Source organism: Nonomuraea sp. NPDC005650, assembly GCF_040605375.1.
Classification (GTDB): Bacteria; Actinomycetota; Actinomycetes; order Streptosporangiales; family Streptosporangiaceae; genus Nonomuraea.
The window spans coordinates 1-20,157 of sequence record NZ_JBEXCR010000032.1; the positions used below are offsets into that span (position 1 = coordinate 1).

Consider the following 20,157-nt stretch of genomic DNA (forward strand, 5'->3'; position numbering starts at 1 on the left):
GCCCGGCCGCGTGCGACGCGGTCGGTGACCCTGCCGTAGCCGGGCAGCAGGTCGGGCAGGGCGCCCATGTCGGAGGCGCCTTGGACGTTGTTCTGACCTCTGAGGGGGTTCACGCCGAACCCGCGGCCGGTGCCGACCGCGCCGCGCAGGATGGCCAGGTTCGCCAGGGTGCGCACGCCGTCGGTGCCGTGCAGGTGCTCGGTCACGCCGAGGCCGTAGACGATGGCCGGCCGTTTGGCCACCCCGTACAGGCGTCGTGGCAGAGGCGAGCGAATACATCAAACCAGTTTGATGTATCGTGGCGGATATGGTGCAGTCCGGTCAGGCCGTCCCGCCGCTGTTCGTTCGGTTGGCCGCCCATGAGGTCCGTTGGCGGCTGCTGAACGAGCTGGCGCGCAGCGATCTTCGCGTGCGGGAGCTCGTCGCCCTGGTCGGCGAGCCGCAGAACCTGGTCTCCTATCACCTGCGGTTGCTGCGCTCGGCCGGGCTGGTCAGGGCACACCGCAGCAGCTTCGACGGCCGCGACAGCTATTACCACCTGGACCTGGAGCAATGCGCGTACGGGCTGGCCGCCGTCGGTGCCGCCCTGCATCCCTCGCTGCGTCTGCTCCCCGCCGAGCCGGACATCGTGGCCGACACGGCCCCGGCTACCGCTGTGGCGGCACCCTCTGTGCTGTTCATGTGCACTGGTAACAGCGCCCGTTCACCCATCGCCGAGGCCCTGCTGCGTCACCGCGTCGGCAGCCGCGCCAAGGTGACCAGCGCCGGCAGCCACCCTAAAGCGTCCCTGCATCCCAACACCGTACGAGTGCTACGCCGGCGGTATGGGATCGACATCACCGCGCAGCGCCCGCGGCACCTGGACACGATGACCAGCCACCGCTTCGACTACGTGATCAGCCTGTGTGACAAGGTCCGCGAGGTCGGCCCCGACTTCGACAACCACCCGCAATGCTTGCACTGGAGCATCCCCGACCCGTCCGGCACCAGCGGCAACGACACTGTCCGGGACAGCTACTCCGCGTTCGACCGTACAGCCGCGGAGATCGACGTTCGCATCCGGTACCTGCAACCTGTCCTTTTCCCCACCCCGCACCGGGAGGTCCAGCCATGATGCCAGCCGACCAGGTCGCCGGCGTCCGCTACATCGTCGACGACGTCCAAGCGGCCATCGACTTCTACACCACTCACCTCGGTTTCACCCTGAACTTCAGCGCCGCTCCCGCTTTCGCCGACGTGGTACGCGGGCCGCTGCGGCTGTTGCTGTCCGGACCGACCAGCTCCGGCGCCCGCGCCACCCCCGACCAGACCGCCGGCGCGGGGCGCAACCGTATCCACCTGATCGTCGACGACCTCGACACCGAGATCACCCGGCTGCGCGACGCGGGCCTGTCGTTCCGCAGCGACGTGGTCACCGGCCCCGGCGGCCGCCAGATCCTGCTCGCCGACCCCGCCGGAAACCTCGTCGAGCTGTTTCAGCCCGCCCCCCGGCCCGTGCCCTGAGCAACGCCTCTCCGCGCCGACCTCGCACCCCGCCGGCAGGTGCCCTGTGGTGAGCCGACCTGGCCACCGGCTCACCACACTGCCGCGGCCATGCCCACCGAGCTGCCGCTGCCGGCGCTGATCCTGGGCGTTTCCCGCACCACGCTGGCCATGGCCCGCGACCGGCACCTGCCACACGTGCTGGCCGCCCCCCCCCCCCCGTTTCAAGGTCCCCCACCGCGCCGAGCTGGTCATCGGCGCGATCCTGGCCGGTACGGCGGACCTGCGCGGCGCGATCGGCTTCTCCTCCTTCGGCGTGCTGGCAGGCTGCCTGGACCGCAGTGGCTTGGCCGAGCTGAGGCAAGCATTACCCGTATTACCGCATCAGCTCATCGGCGGGCGGGCAGGCACCTGGCGTGATGCGGTCAAGACTGATTTAGGGGCTGGGGCCTGAAGATGAGGAAACAAGCAAGGAGCGACCGCGAAATACCGATCGTTCGCCGCCGCGAGGTGCTCGCGTTGCCTGCCGCCTTGGCCTGCGGCTCGGCGGTGCTGACCGGTTGCGGCGCCGCGCAACAGGCCGACGGCGCCGCAACGCCCGCGCCTGCCCCCGCCCCGGAACAGGGCCAAGAGGTACCGGTCACGCCACCGGAGGACCTCATGCGCGAGCACGGGATTCTCAAACGCGTACTGTTGATCTATCGCGAGGGCATCCGGCGGATCGACGCCGGCGAGCAGGTCCCCGCGCAGCCGCTGCACGCAGGGGCGGGCATCATCCGTACCTTCATCGAGGAGTACCACGAGCAGCTCGAAGAGCGCTATGTCTTCCCGCGCCTGGTCAAAGCCGGCAAGCTGACCGACACCGTCTCAGTGCTCGTCCAGCAGCACCGGCGCGGCCGCGTCCTGACCGGCCGCATCCTGGACGCCACCGCCAAACCCACCCCCCAGCGGGCCCGTCGCGACCTGGCCGTCAACCTGGCCGCCTTCATCCGCATGTACGAGCCACACGAAGCCCGCGAGGACACCGTGGTCTTCCCCGCCATGCGAGACGTCATCCCGCCCAAGGAATTCGCCGAGATGGCCGAGACCTTCGAAGACGAGGAGCACCGCCGTTTCGGCGCAGCCGGCTTCACCGGAGTGGTCGGGCAAGTGGCCGACATCGAAAAGACGCTCGGCATCTACGACCTGAAGCAGTTCACACCCCGCGTATAACTCCGCCGGGCGCCGGAGGCGAGCCCAAGACACTCGGGGCATGGCCGCACTGAGGGGGCCAACCACGCTCAGGGCCAAGCGGTCCCCAGTGGCCGGTCGGCGGCGGGCAGCACCTCACGCGCCGGCTCCAGCAATGCCCTGCGGTCCTCTGCCAGCGCTGACACACCCGCCTCGGTGGCCCGATATACCCGCCGGCCTCCAGCCGGTGCAACGTCGGATACAACGTGCCAGGACTGATCACATAACCGTGCCGCTTGAGCTCCTCAGTCATCCACGCCCCGCGGATGTCCTGCTCAGAAACTCCCTCATCCTCGCCCGCCATCCCGACTCGGCAGGCCCTCCGGCATATGACGGAACCGATATCGGCCACCGATGTCAGGACGGAGACGAAGACGCGACGCCGGTCCTGGTTGCGATTTTGGTGAATCCAGGGAATGGCCGCGGGATTCAGGAAGGCCGTACCGGCAATATCGCAGGATGTGGCATATGGTCACGATGTGTAATCGAGGTCGGTGGGGCGTCATGTACGAGACGATCAGCCAAGATGTGCGCCTCTAACCGGAGCTGGGCAAGGTGTGCTCGATCGACCCCATGCGCCTTGATCCTGCGCCCACTCGCCAGGAGCCTGTCCATAGCGGCCCAGTTGCTCTCCGTACAGCTGGAAGTCCTCGCAGGCGGCAGGTGCCGCAGCGTTCCGGCCGCCATCCTGGCCGATGCCACCATCACCAGGCGGCAACGACGGGTGCTGATCGATGTCTACGAGTCATTCCACAGGCAGACCTCGTCAGGCGGCACGCCTGGCGCAGTCCCCTTCACGCCGAAATCCCATGTGGGCGAGGAGGCGGACCGAAGTAGCCGTGCTGCTCGCGGCACAGGCGCTGGGTGCCGACCTGGATGCGGCCAGACAGAGAGGCCGCGCGCCGCCGGCAGTTCCATTTCAATCCCGAGCTCAAGCTGATGTCGACCATGACCAGCGCGACGACAGACTCGTCGCCCACACAAAGGGAGCTCCGGAAACCCTGTTGCCACGCTGCACGACGTTCCTCGACTGCCGGGGCCGCATGACGCCTGTCGAGGCTCGCGACCAGGACCTCATCACGGACCAGGTCAGCGCTACTGGTTCGATCTGGACGTCTTCTCGGAAGATCGATTCCGCGAGATTGCCTCAAGGATCGCCAGCTGTTGCCGAGCTGAACGAGCTGTGCGCCGGTCGTGCATAAACAAGCTCGCGTGCGGAACGCAGACGCCGTTCAGGGCCGGGACGGCAGTGTTGAGCCGCGGCCTTGGAGTGTCCTGAAGCCGCGATCCGCCTGACCGCCGACTGACGCTGCTCCGCCCCCAGGGTGACAGCTGATCATCCATGCGACGGACGACGCCATGTGTACCGCCTCTCTAACGTGTTCCACGCGACGGGGTGCATTCGGCTCCCCGCGTGGACAAAGGGTGGGAATGAACATGGGTAAGACGCGTACCAGCCTCGACAACATCGCGGCCCTGGGCGCCGAGCTCGACGAGGGCCAGCTGCTCCAGGTGAGCGGCGGCGCCAAGAGCCAGGTCATCGAGATCCACAACGGCCACACGCACACCTCCGGCGACAGCAACTAGTGAGCCGCGGGGGCGCGACCCAGGTCGCGCCCCCGACCGGAACCACGCTGATGATCCTCGTACTGACCTGCGACGGAGACGAGCACGCCGAACGTGTCGTGGGGGCGCTCGCCGGGGCGGACGTCACCGTCTTCGACCCCGCGCAGTTCCCCGCCGCCGCCACCTTGGAGATCGGCCATCCGGGAGACGGCTCGACCGTCCGGACCCTCAGCCGTGGCGGACGCCGTCTCGTCCTCGACGAGCTGACCGCGATCTGGTATCGCCGCCCGGGGAATCCGGTGGCCCACCCTCTGACCGTCGCCCGCGACCACGTCGAGGAGGAGTGCCGCGTCATGGCCGAGAGCCTGTGGGACGGCCTGGGATGCCTCAAGGTCCCCGCCTCCAGGCCGGTCATCGACCGCGCGGGGCGCAAGCCGTACCAGCTCGAAGTGGCCAGGCAGCTGGGCTTCGAACTGCCCGCGACGCTGATCACGAACGATCCCGAACGCTTTCTCGACTTCTACGACCGGCACGAAGGCCGAGTGATCACCAAGCCCGTGCACGGCAATCAGCCGGCGGCGGGCGGTGAGCGGTTCGGGCGGTTCGCGGCGCCCGTGACTCCGGCGGACCTCGGTCATGCCGACGCCCTGCGCCTATGCCCGATCATCGTCCAGGCGTACGTTCCCAAGCAGGTCGAGGTGCGAGTGACGGTGGTGGGCGGCGAGCTCTTCGCGGCGGAGATCCACTCGCAGGTCAGCAACCACACACGATACGACTGGCGGCACTACGACCCGGGCGCCACCCCCGTGCTGGCGCACGACCTGCCCGGCGAGGTCTCCCGGCGCTGCCTGGAGCTGGTCGAGCGGCTCGGGTTGTCCTACGGCGCCATCGACCTGATCCGCACGCCGGACGGCCGCCACGTCTTCCTGGAGATCAACCCGAACGGCCAGTTCCTGTGGATCGAGGACGCGACCGGGCTGCCGATCAGCGCAGCGATCGGCGAACTGCTCAAGAGGGGAGTGAAGCGATGACGTACGGGCCGATGCTCGCCGACGCGGTCGGCCTGCTCAGCTCGGGCGGGCCCGAGCGTGGCCTGGAGGGGTTCCGTGCGGCGTACCCGCAGGCCCGGACTCGACTGGTCGCCCAGCGCGAGGAGTTCGACGGCTCGCTGCACCATGCCCTGCTCATCAAGGACGGCGACGGTGCCACGATCTCGCTGTCCTGGTGTGCCGACCGGGCCCTGCCATGGCCGTTGCGCGGCGTGCACCGTGCGGGCGAGCACCTGCTGCTTCGGGTCAATGGCATCGAGACACCGGTGGCCAGGGCGATCGCCTGCCTGGACTTCATCTGGGACGAGTCCGCGCTGGCCGACCGGCTCGTCGCCGACAGCCTCGTACGTGAGGAACTGGAGGAGACGCGGGAACCGCTGAGCGACGCCGCGCTGCAGGAGGCGATGGACGCCTTCCGCCGCGCCCGCGGTCTGCTGACCGGGGAGGCGACCCGGGCCTGGATGGAGCGCAACCGCATCTCCCACCAGGAGCTGGAGGAGCTGGTCGCCCTTGAGGCCGCCGTCGCCGCGCTCCGCTCGCGGGTGGCCGCGGGACGGGTGGAGGACTGGTTCGCCGAACACGGCGGGGAGCTCGACGTCGCCCGCGTCGCGCGGGCGGTGTTCGTCACCGAACCGGCCGTGCCCGACGCGGCCGGGTTCCTGCACGTGGTCGAGCGGGCCTTCGCCGACGGCAGCGCCCATCCGGGCGAGGCGTTCGCCACCCTCCGCCGGGGCGACGTCGATGAGGAGGTGGCGGAGCGGATCTTCGCGGCCTCTCCGGGGACGATCATCGGGCCGTTGCCCGCGAAGGGCGGGCACCTGCTGGTGAAGGTCTTGGCGGTGGAGCCGGCCGTCCTCGACGAGACCGTACGCGACCTCGTCGAACGCCGGATCTTCAGCGAATGGATCGAGGAGCGCAGGAACGCGGCCAAGATCGAATGGTTCTGGGGAGTCGCGGAACGGACGGCGGGCAGGTGAACCCGCTTCCGTACCGGGAAAAGGCGGTTCACCACCATCAGGGCGTCCGGCGGCACGCCGAGCGCCCCTACCGCGTCTCCAGGACACTCCTGACCTGGCTGTGGATCTACGTGGGCCTGCTCGCGCTGGCCCTGGCGATCGTGGTGCTGCTCGGCGTCCTTCCCGTGGTCGGTGACGCGCGATGAGGCGGGCCCGGGTACCCGTGATGAGGCAGAACACGATGGCCGACTGCGGCGCGGCGTGCCTGGCGATGGTGCTCGGGCACCACGGGCGCCGCGCGAGCGTGCGTGAGGTCGCCGCGGATCTCCAGGTGTCCAGGGATGGGCTGACTGCCTTCGCGATCGTCGAGGCCGCCAAGTCGTACGGCCTGCGCGCCAAGGCGCTCTCGATCGCGCCCGAGCGGCTCGGCCCGGTGCCAGGGCCGTTCGTCGTGCACTGGGAGTTCAACCACTTCCTGGTCGTCGAGCGCTGGCGCCCGGACGTCGTCGAGGTCGTCGATCCGGCCTCCGGGCGGCGCCGGCTCACGCCGGAGGAGTTCGACCTCGGGTTCACCGGGGTCGTGCTGGCCTTCGAGCCGGGCCCGGACTTCAGCGTCCAGGGGCCCGAGCGGCGCCCGTGGCGCGCGAACCTGCTGCGCGTTCTGCTCATGCGCCACCGCGGCCTGCTGATCCAGGCGCTGCTCGCCTCAGTGCTCCTGCAGGTGGCCGCGCTCGTGCTGCCCCTGCTCTCCGGGCTCGTCGTCGACGAGGTGCTGCCCGGCCGCGACCGGTATCTGCTGCGCGTCCTCATCGTCGGCCTGCCGATCGTGGTGCTGATCCAGGCAATCCTCAACTACCTGCGTACGGCCGTGCTCCTCATGTTGCGGGCACGGGCCGACACGGAGTTCACGGGCGGGGTGGTCGGGCGGCTGTTCGCGCTGCCTTACGGGTACTTCACCCTGCGCGGGACGAGCGACCTGGTCATGAGCACGCAGAGCGCGGCCAGCCTGAGAGCCATGCTGTCCGGCCAGGTGCTGTCGGCCCTCCTCGACGGTCCGCTGGCCGTGGTGCTCATGATCCTCGTGCTGGCAGGCGATCCCGTGCTCGGCGGGTGCCTGGCCGCGATGGCGGCCGTCCAGGTCGTCCTGCTGCTCCTCACCCGAAGACGGATCGCCGATCTCACCGGGCGCGGGCTGACCGCCGCCGCCACGACCCAGGGTCGGCTCATCGAGTCCATCCGGGGCATCGAGTCGATCAAGGCGTCCAGCTCGGAACGGCGTGCCGTCGAGCGGTGGTCCGCGATGTTCACCTCCCAGATGAACGCCGACCTGCGCCTGGGCCTGACCCGCGGGCTCCTGGACTCGGTCCTGTCCTGCATCAGGATCCTCGCTCCCGCGCTGCTGCTGCTCGTGGGCGCGGTCCGAGTGCTCGACGGCGGGCCGAGCCTGGGAACGATGCTCGCGCTCAACGCGCTCGCCGTCTCCGCGCTCACCCCGCTGACCTCGCTGCTGACCAGCCTCCAGGAGCTCCAGGAGGCCGGAGCTCACGTCGAGCGGCTCGCCGACATCGTCGAGGCCGAGCCGGAACGCACCGGCGGCGCGCGGCCACGGCTGCGCGGGGAGGTGGCGCTGAGCGGCATCGGGTTCCGCTTCGACCCACGTTCCCCCTGGACGCTCAGGAACGTCACGCTCAGGATCGATCCTGGACAGAAGGTCGCGCTGGTGGGCAGCTCGGGCTCGGGCAAGAGCACGCTGGGCAGGATCCTGCTCGGCCTTTACGAGCCGGTCGAGGGCGAGATCCGCTACGACGGGACGCCCGCGCGCGACATGGACCCGGGCTGGCTGCGCGGCCGATTCGGCGTGGTCACCCAGGACCCGCACCTGTTCACCGGAACCATCAGGGAGAACATCGCCCTGGCCGTCCCCGGTGCCGCGCTGGACAGGATCGTGGCCGCCGCCAGGCTTGCGCACGTCCACGAGGACATCATGGCCATGCCCATGGGGTACGAGACGATGCTCACCGAGGGCGGCGGCCTGTCAGGCGGCCAGCGGCAGCGGATCGCCCTCGCGCGGGCCCTGCTGCCCGAGCCGCGGATCCTGCTGCTCGACGAGGCCACCAGCCACCTGGACACCGTGGCCGAGGCGGCCATCGAGCACAACCTCGCGGCCCTGCCGCTGACCCGCGTCGTGATCGCCCACCGGCTGAGCACCGTGCGCGACGCCGGCCAGATCCTCGTCATAGAGGCGGGTCAGGTGGCCGAGCGAGGAACCCACGACGAGCTGATGCGATCCGGCGGGCGGTACGCGGCCCTGTCCGACCTGGGGAATCAGGCCGACCAGCAGCTCCTCGGCTGAGGGGAGTCCGAAGAGGATGACCAGATCGGCGATGAAGGGCAAACCAGGACCGGCGCGAGCCTGCGGTTTCCGCGCGTCAACGCCTACTTCAACAGCTGCCTGGCCATCACCAGGCGCTGGATCTGGTTCGTGCCCTCGTAGATTTGGGTGATCTTGGCGTCGCGCATCATGCGCTCCACCGGGTAGTCGCGCGTGTAGCCGTAGCCGCCCAGCAACTGCACCGCGTCGGTCGTGATCTCCATGGCGGCGTCCGAGGCCGCGCACTTGGCGGCGCTGGAGAAGAAGGTCAGGTCCTTGACCGCAGTCCCGCGCATGGCCGTCTCGGACATGGCCGCGGCCGCGTACGTGAGCTGGCGGGCCGCCTCCAGTTTCATGGCCATGTCGGCGATCATGAACTGCAGACCCTGGAAGTCGGCGATCGGGCGGCCGAACTGGCGTCGCTCCTTGACGTAGCCGATGGCGTAGTCGAGGGCGCCCTGGGCGATGCCCAGGGCCTGGGCGGCGATGGTGACGCGGGTGTGGTCGAGGGTGGCGAGGGCGGTTTTGAAGCCGGTGCCCGCGGCTCCGACCATGCGGGCGGCCGGGATGCGGACGTCCTCCAGGATCACCTGGCGGGTGGGCGAGCCCTTGATGCCGAGCTTCTTCTCCTTCGGGCCGAAGGAGACGCCCTCATCGGACTTCTCCACGACGAAGGCGGAGATGCCGCGGGCGCCCGCCGACGGGTCCGTCACCGCCATCACCGTGTAGTACTCCGAGATGCCGGCGTTGGTGATCCACATCTTGGTGCCGTTGAGGACGTAGTGGTCGCCGTCCTGGACCGCCCGCGTCCGCATCGAGGCCGCGTCCGAGCCCGCCTCCGGCTCCGACAGGGCGTAGGAGAACATGGCCTCGCCGCTGGCCACCGCGGGCAGGTAGCGGGACTTCAGCTCCTCCGAGGCCGACAGCAGGAGCGGGACCGTGCCCAGCTTGTTGACCGCCGGGATCAGCGAGGACGACGCGCAGGCGCGGGCCACCTCCTCGATCACGATCACCGTGGCCAGCGCGTCCGCCCCGGCGCCCCCGTACTGCTCAGGGATGTGAACGGCGTGGAAGTCGGCCGCGACGAGGTCCTTGTAGACCTCCCACGGGAACTCCTCGTTCTCGTCCGCGGCGGCGGCGCGCGGCGCGATCTTCTCCTCGGCGAGGGCCCTGATCGCCTCGCGGAGCATGGGGTGCTCCTCCGCCACGTCGTGCAGGTGGCCGGCCAGGCTCATACGCTTCTCCCAACTCAAGAACAGGCACTCAGTGACTTAAGATAAGGCACTGAGTGACAGTGCGCCAGAGCGGGTGTACGGTGAATCACCTCATGGGCGGACGGAAGGGAGCAGATGTCCGCGAGGCGAGACGCGCGCCGGGAGTTGATGTCGGCGGCCATCGGCCTGTCCCTCGACGCCGGGTTCGACGCGACCACGGTGGACGAGATCGCCAGGGCCGCCGGAGTGGCCAGGCGGACGTTCTTCCGGCACTTCCGCACGAAGGAGGACGCGATCCTCCCCGACCATGACGCGTGCCTGTCGCGGGTGACGGAGTTCCTCGAGTCGGCCTCGCCGCTGCGCTCGCCGCTCCTCGTGATCGCGGACGCGGCCGGGATCGTCCTGGACATGTACGCCGAGGACCCGGAGACGGCCGTCAAGCGGTACGAGCTGACGCGGCGGGTGCCGGCGCTGCGCGAGTGGGAGATCGCCGCCACCAGCCGCTACCAGCGCGCATTCGTCGGCTACCTCGACGGGCGCCGCGCGGAGAGCGGCGGGCCGGAGTTCCGGCTGCGCCACGAGGTCGCCTCCGCCGCCGTGGTGGCCGCGCACAACCACGTGCTGCGCGGCTGGCTGCGGTCCGGCGGCCAGGGCGACGTACGGGCGCGGCTCGCGGCGGCGATCTCGGAGGTGGCCCAGGCCCTCGGTCCCTGGGTGGACGGCCTCGACGCCGGGGCCGCCGCCGACGAGGTCATGGTCGTCCTCACCACCCGCCGCACACCGCTGTGGAAGATCGCCGAGGAGATCGAGGCCGTCACCCGCAGCCCCGACGATCCGCCTACTCGATGACCAGGTTGACGGGGATGTTGCCACGGGTGGCGTTGGAGTACGGGCACACCTGGTGGGTGGCCTCGACGAGCTCCCTGGCCGCCTCCGGCGCGATGGAGTCGGGCAGCTCGACCCGGAGCGTGGCCTCGAGCTGGAAGCCGCCCTTGCCGTTGGGCGACAGGCCGATCTCGGCGGTGACCGACGCGTCCGAGACGTCGAGCTTCTGCTGCGCGCCCACCAGCCGCATCGCCGAGGCGAAGCAGGCGGCGTAGCCGGCGGCGAAGAGCTGCTCGGGGTTGGTGCCCTCGCCGTCGCCGCCCAGCTCCTTCTGCAGGGCCAGCTTGACGTCCAGCCTTCCGTCCGAGGAGACCGCGCGGGCGTCGCGGCCGGCGGAGGTGGCGATGGCGGTGTAGATGCTCATGGTCGTTGCCCTTCGTTACGGCGATTCTTTAAGACAGACCTGTCTGTCTGGCTCGCTGGGCAAAAGAGTAGACAGATCTGTCTGCTATCGTCAACTCGTGAGCGCAGAAACGTTGGAGGGCCGTCGCCCCAGCCCGGCGCGCGAGCGCGTCCTCGAGACCGCGACGCGCCTGTTCTACACGGAGGGCGTCCACTCGGTCGGGATCGACCGGATCATCGCCGAGGCGGGCGTCGCCAAGGCGACCTTCTACCACCACTTCCCGGGCAAGGACGACCTCGTCCGCGCCTACGTGACCCAGCAGACCGCGCTGCAGCGCGCCATGGTCGCGGCCCTGAAGGCCGCCTCTCCGCGCGGGAAGCTGATGGAGCTCTTCGCCTTCATGTGCGAGTTCGGGGCGGGGCCCGACTACCGCGGCTGCCCCTTCGTCAACACCGCGGCCGAGTATCCCGACCCCGCCCACCCCGTGCGGCAGGCCATCAACGAATACCGCCGCTGGGTCCGCGGCCTCTACCGCGACCTCCTGGCCGCCGACGGCCACCCCGACCCGGAGGTGACCGCCGGCATCGTCCTGCTGCTCAGGGACGGGCTCGTGGTCGGCTTCGACCTCGACGATCCCGCCACGGTGCGCGCCGCCGCCCAGGAGGCGCTCACCAGGGTGCTGGCCAGGTGAGCCCCAGCCCGAGGCAGGGGCCGGGGCTCACGACTCAGCCGGCGAGCAGGTTCGCCGTGGGGATGATCTGCCGCTGCACGGTCGGGCTGGACCAGTGGAGCTGGGCGATGGCGTCGTAGCCGCTGTCGTAGAACTCCATCTTGATGTCATGCGCACCGGCGCTCAGCGCGATGTCGCCGCTGTCGTCGCGCTTGGAGTGGTCCGTCCAGTTGTCCACGAGGAGCGTGCCGTCCACCCAGAGCCGCACGCCGTCGTCGCTCGTGGTGATGAACGTGTACGTCTCGGCGCGCGCGGCGATCACCTTGCCGGTCCACCGCACGCTGAACGTGTCGGCGGACACGGCAGGGTCGGGGGCGTTCGCGCCCCAGTCGAAGTCCACCGCCGGGTCGATCCGGGTCAGCTTGGGCGCGGTCAGGTCGGCGTTGTCGAAGTAGGTCGCCGACAGGCCCTGCTGGTCGATGACCAGGGTCGTGGCCGAGCCGGCCGGGAGCGTGAGCGTCGCGGCGCCGCCCGCGATGGCGGCCGTCCCGGTGCGGTGCGGGGCCCACGCGTCGGACGTGCTCTGCCAGATCGCGGCCGTGCCCGCCGTCAGGCCGGTGAACGCGAGCCTGGTCTCCAGCGGCTGGGCGCCGACGTTGACCAGGACGACGTTCTTGGCCGAGTCGGAGGCGAACGCGTACAGCTGGTCGGTGTCGGCCGTCGCCTGCACCATCGTGGTGCCGAACGGGCGGAACAGGCCCTCGCCGGTGAACATGCCGATGCCGTGGTAGATGGGCAGCGGCTCGCTGCGCTGGATGCCGCCCTCGCCCTTCGTGCTGGTCAGGCCGAGCTGGCCGTTCTTGTCGCCGTACTGGTAGGCGGCGGCCCCGGCGTGCAGGATCTGGCCCAGCGCCGCGGCGCCCCACAGCGTGTTGAAGTGGGTCAGCGTACGGTGGCCGTCGGGGTCGTCGAAGTCGGAGTTGAACTCGCCGATCTGGAGGTCGATCTTGCGGCCGAGCACGGACTCGGCCAGCGCGCCGACCTCCTTCAGGTCCGTCTCGTAGCTTCGGATCGCGGCGCCCAGGAGGTCCTCGTCGCTGATCGGGTCCGTGCCGTTGCCGTAGTCGTGGTAGTCCAGGAAGTCGACCCGGTCCCGCGAGCCCTCCAGGAACGTCCTGATGTAGGACAGGTCGTTCCAGGCCGTGGCGGGGCCGCCGACGCGGACCGCGGAGTCCGCGGCGTCGAGGGCGTCGGTGATCAGGTTGAAGCGCCGGCTGTACTCAGATGCCGACATTTCAGGCTTTTCTGGGGTGCAGGTGCAGTTGAGTTCGTTGCCCAGGATGAAGCGCCGCACCGGCATGCCCGAGGCGGCGAAGTGCCGGTACAGGGCGACCGCGTCGTCCCGGTTCACCTCGGCGGTCTGGCGGCCGTCCACCTGGAGGATGACGACCGGCTCGGCGCCCAGGTCGCGGATGGCCGCGATCCAGGCGTCGCCCGTGATGGTCGTGTCGCACTTGTACCCGCCGCACACGATGGGGCTGGAGGGGTTGCCCGGCTCCTGGTAGTGCAGCTCTATGCGCATCCGGCCCGCTTTGAGGTTGCGCAGGTGCTCGCGGTGCCGGGCGTCGTTCGTGATGTACGAGCCCTCGCCGTACCCGGTGATGCCGACGCCGTAGTCACCGGCGGACAGCGTGCGAACCGGCTTGGTGAAGTCCACCGAGACGGCGGCGGCGACGGCCGCCTCGGCGGGTGCCGCCACCGGCCAGATCGCCACGGCCGCGGCCAGGCCGCCCGCGAGAGCGGCCCGGAGCGCGCGGCGCGCTAATGCAGTCATCCTTCTCCTGTCACAAGATCCATGAGAACCCGTGGATCATGACATATACGGATGACAGCCGAGTGAACGCCGATGTGGCGGCGGCGTCACGGCGTGCGGTTGCTCAGCACCAGCGTGCCCGCGGCCGTGAACATGCCGCCGTTGCCCAGCGCCACGCTGACCTCGACGCCCGGCACCTGCGCGGCGGCCTGCCCGCGCAGCTGCCGTACCGACTCCTGGAGGAGGAACATGCCGTACATCCCGGTGTGGGTGTAGGACAGCCCGCCGCCGTTGGTGTTCAGCGGGAGCCGCCCGCCGGGCTCGGTGTTGCCCTCGGCGATGAACGCCCCGGCCTCGCCCCGCCCGACGAAGCCCATGTCCTCCAGCCCGTAGATCGGCACGTGCGCGAACGCGTCGTAGATCATCACATGGTCCACGTCGCCGTGCGTGATGCCCGCCTCCGCGAACGCCTCGGCGCTGGAGCGGCGGAACGCCGCCGACGTGGTGAAGTCCTCCATCTGGGAGATCAGCGGCGACTCAAAGGTCTCCCCCGTGCCCAGGATGTGCACCGGGGGCTGCGGCAGATCCCTGGCCCGCTCGGCCGAGGTGATCACCAGCGCGCCGCCGCCGTCGGTGACCAGGCAGCACTCCAGCAGGTGCAGCGGGTAGGAGATCATGCGCGAGCCGAGCACGTCCTCGACGGTGATCGGGTCGCGGTGGCGGGCCCGCGGGTTGAGCGCCGCCCACTTGCGCTGCGCGACCGCCACGTAGGCGAGCTGCTCGGCCGTCAGCCCGAGCTCCTTCATGTACCGCAGCAGCGGGATCGTGAACATCGTCGGCGGCCCGGACACCCCGTACGGCGCCTCGAACTGGGCATTGGGGCTGGACGCCGGCAGGATCCCGCGCGCCGAGCCGACCCGGGACCTGCCGGACTCGCCGTGGGTGACCAGCACCGTGGACGCGTGGCCGGCCCGGATCGCCGCCACCGCGTGGCGTACGTGAAGAAGGAACGACGTGCCGCCCACGCCGGTGCCGTCGATCCACCGGGGCCGCACGCCCAGCGCGTGGGCGACCTGGATCGGGCCGGGCGCGGACACGCTGGCGATGCCGTCGACCTCCGACATGCGCAGGCCCGCGTCGGCCACTGAGTTGCGGGCGCCCTCCACGTGCAGCCGCAGTGTGGAGTGCTCGGGCAGCACGCCGACCTCGTCGGTCTCGGCCGCGCCGGCGATCACCACGTCGCCCGGCGTCATCGGCCCGCCTCCGCCGGCGTGAACTGGGGGATGGTCACGTCCCCGCGCCGCTCGAACGTCACCCGCAGCTCCATGTCCAGCACCAGATGGTCGGGGGTGTTGTCGATGCCGACGATGTTGGCCATCAGCCGCGGGCCCTCGGCCAGCTGCACGACGGCGATCGCGTACGGCACGTCGTGCTCGAAGCCGGGCGCGGGCCGGTGGCTGATCGTGTAGGAGTACAGCGTGCCGCGCCCGCTGGTCGTGAACCATTCGAGCGCGTCCGAGGCGCAGAACGGGCAGCACGGGCGCGGGTAGAAGAACGGCCTGCCGCAGTCGAGGCAGCGCTGGATCCGCAGCTCGCCCCGGGCGGCGGCGTCGAAGTACGGTCGCGTCTCCGGTGTCGGCACCGGCGCCGCTTTGGCGGGCATGGGGCTCCTCTCAACGGGCGAGCTCGGCCAGCAGCTCCTGGGAGTAGGCGACGCGGCCGGTCAGCTCGCTCGCCGGGGCCTGGCACAGGGCCAGCGCGGCGGCGGCCATCACCTCCGGCGGCTCCGTGTCCGGGCCGTCCTCGGTGACCAGGCCGTGGAACAGCGTGCCCGGGGTGGGCACGACGTCGGTCGGGGCGAGGGCGTTGACCGCGATCCCGTCGGCGTACAGCTCGGCGGCCAGGCCGGTGCTGAAGCGTTCGAGCGCCGCCTTGCACATGCCGTAGACGGTCCCTCCCAGCCCCGCGTACGGGCCCGGCGGGATCGGCGGGTGCCGGGCGGCGACGGAGGAGATGTTCAGGATCCAGCCGCGCCCGCGCGCCCGCATGCCGGGGATGACGAGCTGCGCCAGGTGCGCCGGCGCGGTCACCTGCACCTCGAACATGAGCGCGAAGCGGCGCGCGGTGAAGTCGGCCACCGGGGTGAAGTAGGTGACCGCGGCGTTGTTGACCAGGATGTCCACCTCGCCGTAGCGCTCGCGCACCTGCTCGACGAGCCGTTCGCGGTCGCCGGGGACGGACAGGTCGGCGGCGAAGGCCGCCGCCGTCCCGCCCGCGGCCCGGATGCCGTCGATCGTGTCCCGCAGCGTGCCGGGCAGCCGGTTCGCGCCCGCCTCCAGCGTGCGCGCGCTGGCCGCCACGCGGGCGCCCGCGGCGGCGAACTCCGCCGCGATGACGGCGCCGATGCCCCTGCTGGCCCCGGTCACGAGCGCGACCCTGCCGTCGAGTACGCCCACGGCCACCCCGCCTTTCTGCCGGCCGACAGTTTTAGAACTCGGTTCTGGAATCAGCTTTCAACCAGGCGCACCCCGCTGTCAAGGGGGCCATACTGGCCGTACCGGGTCGGTTCGGAGGGCTGAGCGTGGTCGCGGAGCTGGTCGCGCACGTGCGCGAGGTGTTCGGGTGGGACGCGGAGGTCGTGGTGTCGCCCGGGCCGCGGGGCGCGCTGGGGCAGATCTGGCGGCTGGAGGTGGGCCCGGCCCGCTACGCGCTGAAGGAGATCTTCGCCGAGCCGCCGTCGGAGGCGTTGATCGAGGCGGAGCTGGCGCTCGCGCGGCGAGCGGCCGCGGCGGGCGTACGCCTCCCGGCCGGCCACGCCGACCGCGACGGGCGCCACGTGATCGCCGCACCCGGCGGCGGGACGTGGCTGCGCCTGTACGACTGGGTGGACCTGCGGCCGGTCGATCTGGCGGCGCGGGCCACGCCGCGCGAGCTCGGCTCGCTGCTGGCGCGCCTGCACCGGTGCGCTCCCGCCACTTCGGCGGAGCCAGGCGGCGGGCCGCCCGCCGCCTGGTACCACCGGGTCCCGGCCGGGCACGAGTGGGCGCGGGCGGCCACGGCGGACGCGGCCTGGGCCGGACGCCTGGCCGACCGGCTGGCCACGCTCCCCGAGCTGTGCGCGGCGGTCGCGCCGGCCGATCCCGCCGAGCTGATCGCCTGCCATCGCGATCTGCACCCGGAGAACGTCCTGGCCGACCCCGAGGGCGCCCTGGTGGTCGTCGACTGGGACAACCTCGGGCCGGCCGCGCCGGGGCGGGAGCTGGCCAGGGCGCTGTTCGACTGGTTCTGCGACGGCCCGGAGGCGGACCTCGACGCCATGCGGGCCATGTACGAGGCGTACGTGCGCGAGGGCGGGCCGGGGCGCGTCACGGAGGCGGCGGACTTCTCGATGCTGCTGTCGGGCCGGCTGAACTTCCTGCTGGGCCAGATCAGCGTCACGCTGGACCCGGGGGCCGAGCCGCGCCACCGCGAGTGGGCGGAGCGCGAGATCGACGAGGCCCTGCGCACCCTGCCGACCCCGCGCCAGCTCGCGGACGTGCTGGCGCTGACGGCCCGGCGCTGACCTTCGGGGCGGTTGGTATGGCTATGACCGCAATGGGTATGCCTGCCGATAATTACCCACAGTAACCGTCACGCCACGTATCGAAGAGGACGATCCAGATGAGAGTCGTCGTTGATCTCACCCGCTGCGAGGGGTACGGGCAGTGCGCCTTCCTCGCGCCGGACGTCTTCGCGATGCACCGCTCCGAAGCCCTCATGTACGAGCTCCACCCGGACGACTCGCAGCGCTCCCGCGTCCTGCGCGCCGCCGCGGCCTGCCCGGTCCAGGCCCTGGTGGTCGACCAGGTCAACACGCTCGGAAGACCGGAGAAGGCCGCCCCGCCCAGGCCGGGCCCCAGGAGGCGGCCGGTGGAGGTGGGCCGCATCGTCATCGTGGGCGCCTCGCTGGCGGGCCTGCGGGCGGCGGTGACGCTGCGCAGGGAGGGCTACGCCGGGACGCTGACCATGGTCAGCGCGGAGCCGTACGAGCCGTACGACCGGCCGCCGCTGTCCAAGCAGGTCCTGACCGGGCAGGTGGCCGCGGAGGACACCGCGCTGCCCCGGCGCGCCGAGTTCGAGGCCGAATGGCTGCTCGGGCAGGCGGCGACCGGGCTGGACCTGGCGGCCAGGCAGGTCCACCTCGCCGACGGCCGCAAGGTGGACTTCGACCGCCTGCTGATCGCCACGGGGGCGCGGGCCCGGCCCTGGCCGAACGCGCGGGAGGCCGCCCTCGACGGGGTGTTCGTGCTGCGTACCAACGAGGACGCGGCCCGGCTGCGGGAGCGGCTGGTCGCGGGCCCGAGGCGCGTGCTGATCATCGGCGCCGGCTTCACCGGGTCGGAGATCGCCTCCGTCTGCCGCGAGCTGGGCCTGGACGTCACCGTCACCGAGCGCGGGAAGGCGCCGCTGGTGGGCGCGCTGGGCGGGACGATCGGGGCGATCGCGGCGGACCTGCAGCGCGATCACGGCGTGGACCTGCGCTGCGGGGTCGGCGTCGAGGCGCTCGAAGGAGACGGGGACGGGCGGCTGCACCGGGCGCGGCTGTCCGACGGCACCACGCTCGACGTGGACGTGGCGGTGGCCGCGCTGGGCGCGGAGCGCAACGTCGAATGGCTGGAGGGCTCCGGGCTGGCCGCCGGGGTGTGGGGCGTCGCCTGCGACGCGGGCTGCCGCGCGTTCGACGTCAACGCCCTGGTCACCGACAACGTCTTCGTCGCCGGCGACGTGGCGCGCGCCCCCCACCCGGTGTACGAGTACCAGTTCCTGTCCCTCGAACACTGGGGCAACGCGGTCACCCAGGCCCAGGTCGCGGCGCACAACATGATCAGCGCCGAGAGCGACCGCTGGCCGCACGTGTCCCTGCCGATCTTCTGGTCCGCCCAGTTCGGCGTCAACATCAAGTCGGTCGGGGTGCCGACCTTCGCCGACGAGGTCGTCATCGCGCAGGGCTCGGTGGCCGAGCGGCGCTTCGTCGCCGTCTACGGCAACCGGGGCCGCATCACCGCCGCGGTCGCCTTCGACCAGGCGATGTGGCTCGACTTCTACCAGTCGCAGATCGAGCGGGCCGCGCCGTTCCCGCCCGCTCCTGGCATGGTCGGACGGCCCGCCGAGATGCCGGTCATGCCGGCCGACGTACCGCAGCGGTTCTCCCCCCTCTACGGCGCGACCGTGGTGCTGACCGGACACAACCCGGACGAGCGCCGCGTGACGCTGCAGCGGCGGGACTGACTCACAGCAAGCGACCACCTCAGGGAGCCGTCATCGTGGCAGAGGCCAGCCTCTACGAGCAGATCCTCGACTACGCCAACCGCGCCGATCCTTACCCGCTCTACGCCGAGCTCCGCAAGGACCCGGTGGCCCGGCAGGCGGACGGCAGCTACGTGGTCAGCGGCTACCGGGAGATCCTCGCGCTGCTGCACGACCCCCGGGTCAGCTCCGACGTCCGCAACATTCCCGAGATCGCCGCCGAGCGGGAGGCGCAGCCGTCGCTGCCGTCCTCGTTCATCAGGCTCGATCCGCCGGACCACGACCGGATCCGCCGCATGATGATGCGGCACTTCGGGCCGCCCCACTGCCCCGGCCGAATCGACGGCATGACGTCCGGGATCATGGAGATCGTCACAAACCTGATCGACGGGTTCGCCGGGAAGACCCGGGTCGACATCGTCGAGGACTTCGCCTATCCGCTGCCGGTCACGGTGATCTGCGAGCTGCTGGGCGTGCCCCGCGAGGACGAGCCCCGCTTCCACCGGTGGTCGCAGGCCGTCATCGAGACCATCGACCCGACCACCGGGACCGTCGCCGAGCGGGAGCGGCGGAGCACCGAGGTCAGGGCGGAGCTGGGCGCGTACATGAAGGAGCTGGTGGACGCCCACCGCCGGCGGCCGGGCGACGACCTGATCTCCGCCATCGTCACCGACCCGGCCATCGACCTGGCGCTGGGTGACCTGCTCAGCGCCGCCTCGACGCTGCTCGTCGCCGGCCACGAGACCACCGTCAACCTCATCACCAACGGCATGCTCACCCTGCTGCGCCACCCCCGCGTGCTGGACCGGCTGCGGCACGAGCCGGACCTGGTCGTGGGCACGGTCGAAGAGCTGCTCCGCTACGAGCCGCCGGTGCAGCTGCTCAGCCTGCGCCGCTCCGCGCTCGCCGACATCGAGATCGCCGGCACGACCATCCCCAAGGGCTCCGTCATCAGCCTCGCGCTCGCCGCCGGCAGCCGTGACCCGGCCCGCTTCCCCGACCCCGACCGCTTCGACCCCGACCGGCGGGACAACCAGCACCTCGGCTTCGGCAGCGGCATCCACTACTGTTTCGGGGCCGCGCTCGCCCGGCTGGAGACGCAGCTCGCGCTGGGCGAGCTCGCTCGCCGGCTCGTCGGACCGCGCCTGGTCGCCGACCCGCCGCCGTACCGGCCGAACCCGGGGCTGCGCGGGCCCCGCCACCTCTACGTGGAGTTCGACGACGTCCTTCCGGCGTGAGCGTTCCCGCTGGTCGGAGGCAAAATCCGCGCCTCGCCGCCGGGGTGGTTCAGT

Annotated in this window: 21 protein-coding genes and 1 pseudogene; 14 read left to right on the forward strand and 8 right to left on the reverse strand. The window is 71.0% G+C overall.

The features are described from left to right. Positions 1 to 254 (reverse strand): annotated as a pseudogene (locus ABZS69_RS43260) (molybdopterin-dependent oxidoreductase); the annotation flags it as partial. A 53-nt stretch (positions 255 to 307) separates the two neighbouring features. Between ABZS69_RS43260 and ABZS69_RS43265 the strand changes: the two are divergent. From ABZS69_RS43265 to ABZS69_RS43275, 3 genes are all read left to right on the forward strand, one after another. Further along, positions 308 to 1,114, forward strand: coding sequence for an ArsR family transcriptional regulator (locus tag ABZS69_RS43265; RefSeq protein ID WP_355382983.1), 807 nt, complete (start codon positions 308 to 310; stop codon positions 1,112 to 1,114). Continuing rightward, positions 1,111 to 1,503, forward strand: coding sequence for a VOC family protein (locus ABZS69_RS43270; protein ID WP_355382986.1), 393 nt, complete (start codon positions 1,111 to 1,113; stop codon positions 1,501 to 1,503). The genes ABZS69_RS43265 and ABZS69_RS43270 overlap by 4 nt, the downstream gene beginning before the upstream one ends. Positions 1,504 to 1,938: 435 nt before the next feature. Then, on the forward strand, positions 1,939 to 2,694 hold the full coding sequence (locus tag ABZS69_RS43275) for a hemerythrin domain-containing protein (RefSeq protein WP_355382989.1): 756 nt from the start codon (positions 1,939 to 1,941) through the stop codon (positions 2,692 to 2,694). Here ABZS69_RS43275 and ABZS69_RS43280 read toward each other — a convergent pair. Next, positions 2,678 to 3,016, reverse strand: a complete 339-nt coding sequence (locus ABZS69_RS43280) for a helix-turn-helix transcriptional regulator (RefSeq protein ID WP_355382992.1) — start codon at positions 3,014 to 3,016, stop codon at positions 2,678 to 2,680. The genes ABZS69_RS43275 and ABZS69_RS43280 overlap by 17 nt on opposite strands. A gap of 505 nt (positions 3,017 to 3,521) precedes the next feature. Between ABZS69_RS43280 and ABZS69_RS43285 the strand changes: the two genes are divergently transcribed. From ABZS69_RS43285 to ABZS69_RS43310, 6 genes are all read left to right on the forward strand, one after another. Then, positions 3,522 to 3,914 (forward strand): hypothetical protein, encoded by a 393-nt coding sequence (locus ABZS69_RS43285; protein WP_355382995.1) that lies wholly within the window; start codon positions 3,522 to 3,524, stop codon positions 3,912 to 3,914. 235 nt (positions 3,915 to 4,149) lie between these two features. Further along, positions 4,150 to 4,299: a hypothetical protein gene (locus ABZS69_RS43290; protein ID WP_355382998.1), complete on the forward strand. Its 150-nt coding sequence runs from the start codon at positions 4,150 to 4,152 to the stop codon at positions 4,297 to 4,299. Positions 4,300 to 4,349: 50 nt separating this feature from the next. Beyond that, positions 4,350 to 5,309 carry an MvdC/MvdD family ATP grasp protein gene (locus ABZS69_RS43295; RefSeq protein WP_355383001.1) on the forward strand — a complete coding sequence of 320 codons (960 nt, stop codon included), beginning with the start codon at positions 4,350 to 4,352 and terminating at the stop codon, positions 5,307 to 5,309. Beyond that, positions 5,306 to 6,304 carry a TIGR04500 family putative peptide maturation system protein gene (locus tag ABZS69_RS43300; protein WP_355383004.1) on the forward strand — a complete coding sequence of 333 codons (999 nt, stop codon included), beginning with the start codon at positions 5,306 to 5,308 and terminating at the stop codon, positions 6,302 to 6,304. The genes ABZS69_RS43295 and ABZS69_RS43300 overlap by 4 nt, the downstream gene beginning before the upstream one ends. Further along, the gene (locus ABZS69_RS43305; RefSeq protein WP_355383007.1) at positions 6,301 to 6,489 is read left to right on the forward strand and encodes a hypothetical protein; all 189 of its coding nucleotides are present in this window, start codon (positions 6,301 to 6,303) and stop codon (positions 6,487 to 6,489) included. Before ABZS69_RS43300 ends, ABZS69_RS43305 begins: the two co-directional genes overlap by 4 nt. Positions 6,490 to 6,509: 20 nt before the next feature. Continuing rightward, positions 6,510 to 8,636: a peptidase domain-containing ABC transporter gene (locus ABZS69_RS43310; protein WP_355383010.1), complete on the forward strand. Its 2,127-nt coding sequence runs from the start codon at positions 6,510 to 6,512 to the stop codon at positions 8,634 to 8,636. 83 nt (positions 8,637 to 8,719) lie between these two features. Here the strand turns inward: ABZS69_RS43310 and ABZS69_RS43315 are convergent, their stop codons facing one another. Next, positions 8,720 to 9,889 (reverse strand): acyl-CoA dehydrogenase family protein, encoded by a 1,170-nt coding sequence (locus ABZS69_RS43315; protein ID WP_355383013.1) that lies wholly within the window; start codon positions 9,887 to 9,889, stop codon positions 8,720 to 8,722. A gap of 114 nt (positions 9,890 to 10,003) precedes the next feature. Here ABZS69_RS43315 and ABZS69_RS43320 point away from each other — a divergent pair, with 114 nt between their 5' ends. Further along, positions 10,004 to 10,717, forward strand: coding sequence for a TetR family transcriptional regulator (locus ABZS69_RS43320; RefSeq protein WP_355383016.1), 714 nt, complete (start codon positions 10,004 to 10,006; stop codon positions 10,715 to 10,717). On the opposite strand, the gene ABZS69_RS43325 is transcribed toward ABZS69_RS43320, so the two are convergent. After that, complete coding sequence (locus ABZS69_RS43325; RefSeq protein ID WP_355383019.1) at positions 10,707 to 11,117, reverse strand: organic hydroperoxide resistance protein; 411 nt, start codon at positions 11,115 to 11,117, stop codon at positions 10,707 to 10,709. The two genes, ABZS69_RS43320 and ABZS69_RS43325, sit on opposite strands and share 11 nt — an antisense overlap. Before the next feature lie 97 nt (positions 11,118 to 11,214). Between ABZS69_RS43325 and ABZS69_RS43330 the strand changes: the two genes are divergently transcribed. After that, complete coding sequence (locus ABZS69_RS43330; RefSeq protein ID WP_355383022.1) at positions 11,215 to 11,787, forward strand: TetR/AcrR family transcriptional regulator; 573 nt, start codon at positions 11,215 to 11,217, stop codon at positions 11,785 to 11,787. A 34-nt stretch (positions 11,788 to 11,821) separates the two neighbouring features. Here ABZS69_RS43330 and ABZS69_RS43335 read toward each other — a convergent pair whose 3' ends face one another. The 4 genes from ABZS69_RS43335 to ABZS69_RS43350 all read right to left on the reverse strand — a co-directional run bounded on the left by ABZS69_RS43335 (position 11,822) and on the right by ABZS69_RS43350 (position 16,035). Then, positions 11,822 to 13,600, reverse strand: a complete 1,779-nt coding sequence (locus ABZS69_RS43335) for a PA14 domain-containing protein (protein ID WP_355383025.1) — start codon at positions 13,598 to 13,600, stop codon at positions 11,822 to 11,824. A gap of 86 nt (positions 13,601 to 13,686) precedes the next feature. Beyond that, positions 13,687 to 14,832, reverse strand: a complete 1,146-nt coding sequence (locus ABZS69_RS43340; protein ID WP_355383028.1) for a thiolase — start codon at positions 14,830 to 14,832, stop codon at positions 13,687 to 13,689. Then, positions 14,829 to 15,242 carry a Zn-ribbon domain-containing OB-fold protein gene (locus ABZS69_RS43345; protein ID WP_355383031.1) on the reverse strand — a complete coding sequence of 138 codons (414 nt, stop codon included), beginning with the start codon at positions 15,240 to 15,242 and terminating at the stop codon, positions 14,829 to 14,831. The genes ABZS69_RS43340 and ABZS69_RS43345 overlap by 4 nt, the downstream gene beginning before the upstream one ends. Positions 15,243 to 15,252: 10 nt before the next feature. Then, positions 15,253 to 16,035 carry an SDR family NAD(P)-dependent oxidoreductase gene (locus ABZS69_RS43350; protein ID WP_355383034.1) on the reverse strand — a complete coding sequence of 261 codons (783 nt, stop codon included), beginning with the start codon at positions 16,033 to 16,035 and terminating at the stop codon, positions 15,253 to 15,255. Between the two features lie 125 nt (positions 16,036 to 16,160). On the opposite strand from ABZS69_RS43350, the gene ABZS69_RS43355 reads away from it, so the two are divergent. From ABZS69_RS43355 to ABZS69_RS43365, 3 genes are all read left to right on the forward strand, one after another. Continuing rightward, complete coding sequence (locus ABZS69_RS43355) at positions 16,161 to 17,141, forward strand: aminoglycoside phosphotransferase family protein (RefSeq protein ID WP_355383037.1); 981 nt, start codon at positions 16,161 to 16,163, stop codon at positions 17,139 to 17,141. 98 nt (positions 17,142 to 17,239) lie between these two features. After that, positions 17,240 to 18,847, forward strand: coding sequence for an FAD-dependent oxidoreductase (locus ABZS69_RS43360; protein ID WP_355383040.1), 1,608 nt, complete (start codon positions 17,240 to 17,242; stop codon positions 18,845 to 18,847). A 35-nt stretch (positions 18,848 to 18,882) separates the two neighbouring features. Then, positions 18,883 to 20,103 carry a cytochrome P450 gene (locus tag ABZS69_RS43365; protein ID WP_355383043.1) on the forward strand — a complete coding sequence of 407 codons (1,221 nt, stop codon included), beginning with the start codon at positions 18,883 to 18,885 and terminating at the stop codon, positions 20,101 to 20,103. Positions 20,104 to 20,157 lie beyond the last annotated feature (54 nt).

Coding starts and splice junctions, on each gene's coding strand:
- ABZS69_RS43325 (WP_355383019.1), bottom strand. CDS start 11,117: ATGAGCATCTACACCGCCATCGCCACCTCCGCCGGCCGCGACGCCCGC.
- ABZS69_RS43285 (WP_355382995.1), top strand. CDS start 3,522: ATGTGGGCGAGGAGGCGGACCGAAGTAGCCGTGCTGCTCGCGGCACAG.
- ABZS69_RS43360 (WP_355383040.1), top strand. CDS start 17,240: ATGAGAGTCGTCGTTGATCTCACCCGCTGCGAGGGGTACGGGCAGTGC.
- ABZS69_RS43265 (WP_355382983.1), top strand. CDS start 308: ATGGTGCAGTCCGGTCAGGCCGTCCCGCCGCTGTTCGTTCGGTTGGCC.
- ABZS69_RS43280 (WP_355382992.1), bottom strand. CDS start 3,016: ATGGCGGGCGAGGATGAGGGAGTTTCTGAGCAGGACATCCGCGGGGCG.
- ABZS69_RS43315 (WP_355383013.1), bottom strand. CDS start 9,889: ATGAGCCTGGCCGGCCACCTGCACGACGTGGCGGAGGAGCACCCCATG.
- ABZS69_RS43340 (WP_355383028.1), bottom strand. CDS start 14,832: ATGACGCCGGGCGACGTGGTGATCGCCGGCGCGGCCGAGACCGACGAG.
- ABZS69_RS43335 (WP_355383025.1), bottom strand. CDS start 13,600: ATGACTGCATTAGCGCGCCGCGCGCTCCGGGCCGCTCTCGCGGGCGGC.
- ABZS69_RS43295 (WP_355383001.1), top strand. CDS start 4,350: ATGATCCTCGTACTGACCTGCGACGGAGACGAGCACGCCGAACGTGTC.
- ABZS69_RS43275 (WP_355382989.1), top strand. CDS start 1,939: ATGAGGAAACAAGCAAGGAGCGACCGCGAAATACCGATCGTTCGCCGC.
- ABZS69_RS43270 (WP_355382986.1), top strand. CDS start 1,111: ATGATGCCAGCCGACCAGGTCGCCGGCGTCCGCTACATCGTCGACGAC.
- ABZS69_RS43300 (WP_355383004.1), top strand. CDS start 5,306: ATGACGTACGGGCCGATGCTCGCCGACGCGGTCGGCCTGCTCAGCTCG.
- ABZS69_RS43290 (WP_355382998.1), top strand. CDS start 4,150: ATGGGTAAGACGCGTACCAGCCTCGACAACATCGCGGCCCTGGGCGCC.
- ABZS69_RS43345 (WP_355383031.1), bottom strand. CDS start 15,242: ATGCCCGCCAAAGCGGCGCCGGTGCCGACACCGGAGACGCGACCGTAC.
- ABZS69_RS43320 (WP_355383016.1), top strand. CDS start 10,004: ATGTCCGCGAGGCGAGACGCGCGCCGGGAGTTGATGTCGGCGGCCATC.
- ABZS69_RS43310 (WP_355383010.1), top strand. CDS start 6,510: ATGAGGCAGAACACGATGGCCGACTGCGGCGCGGCGTGCCTGGCGATG.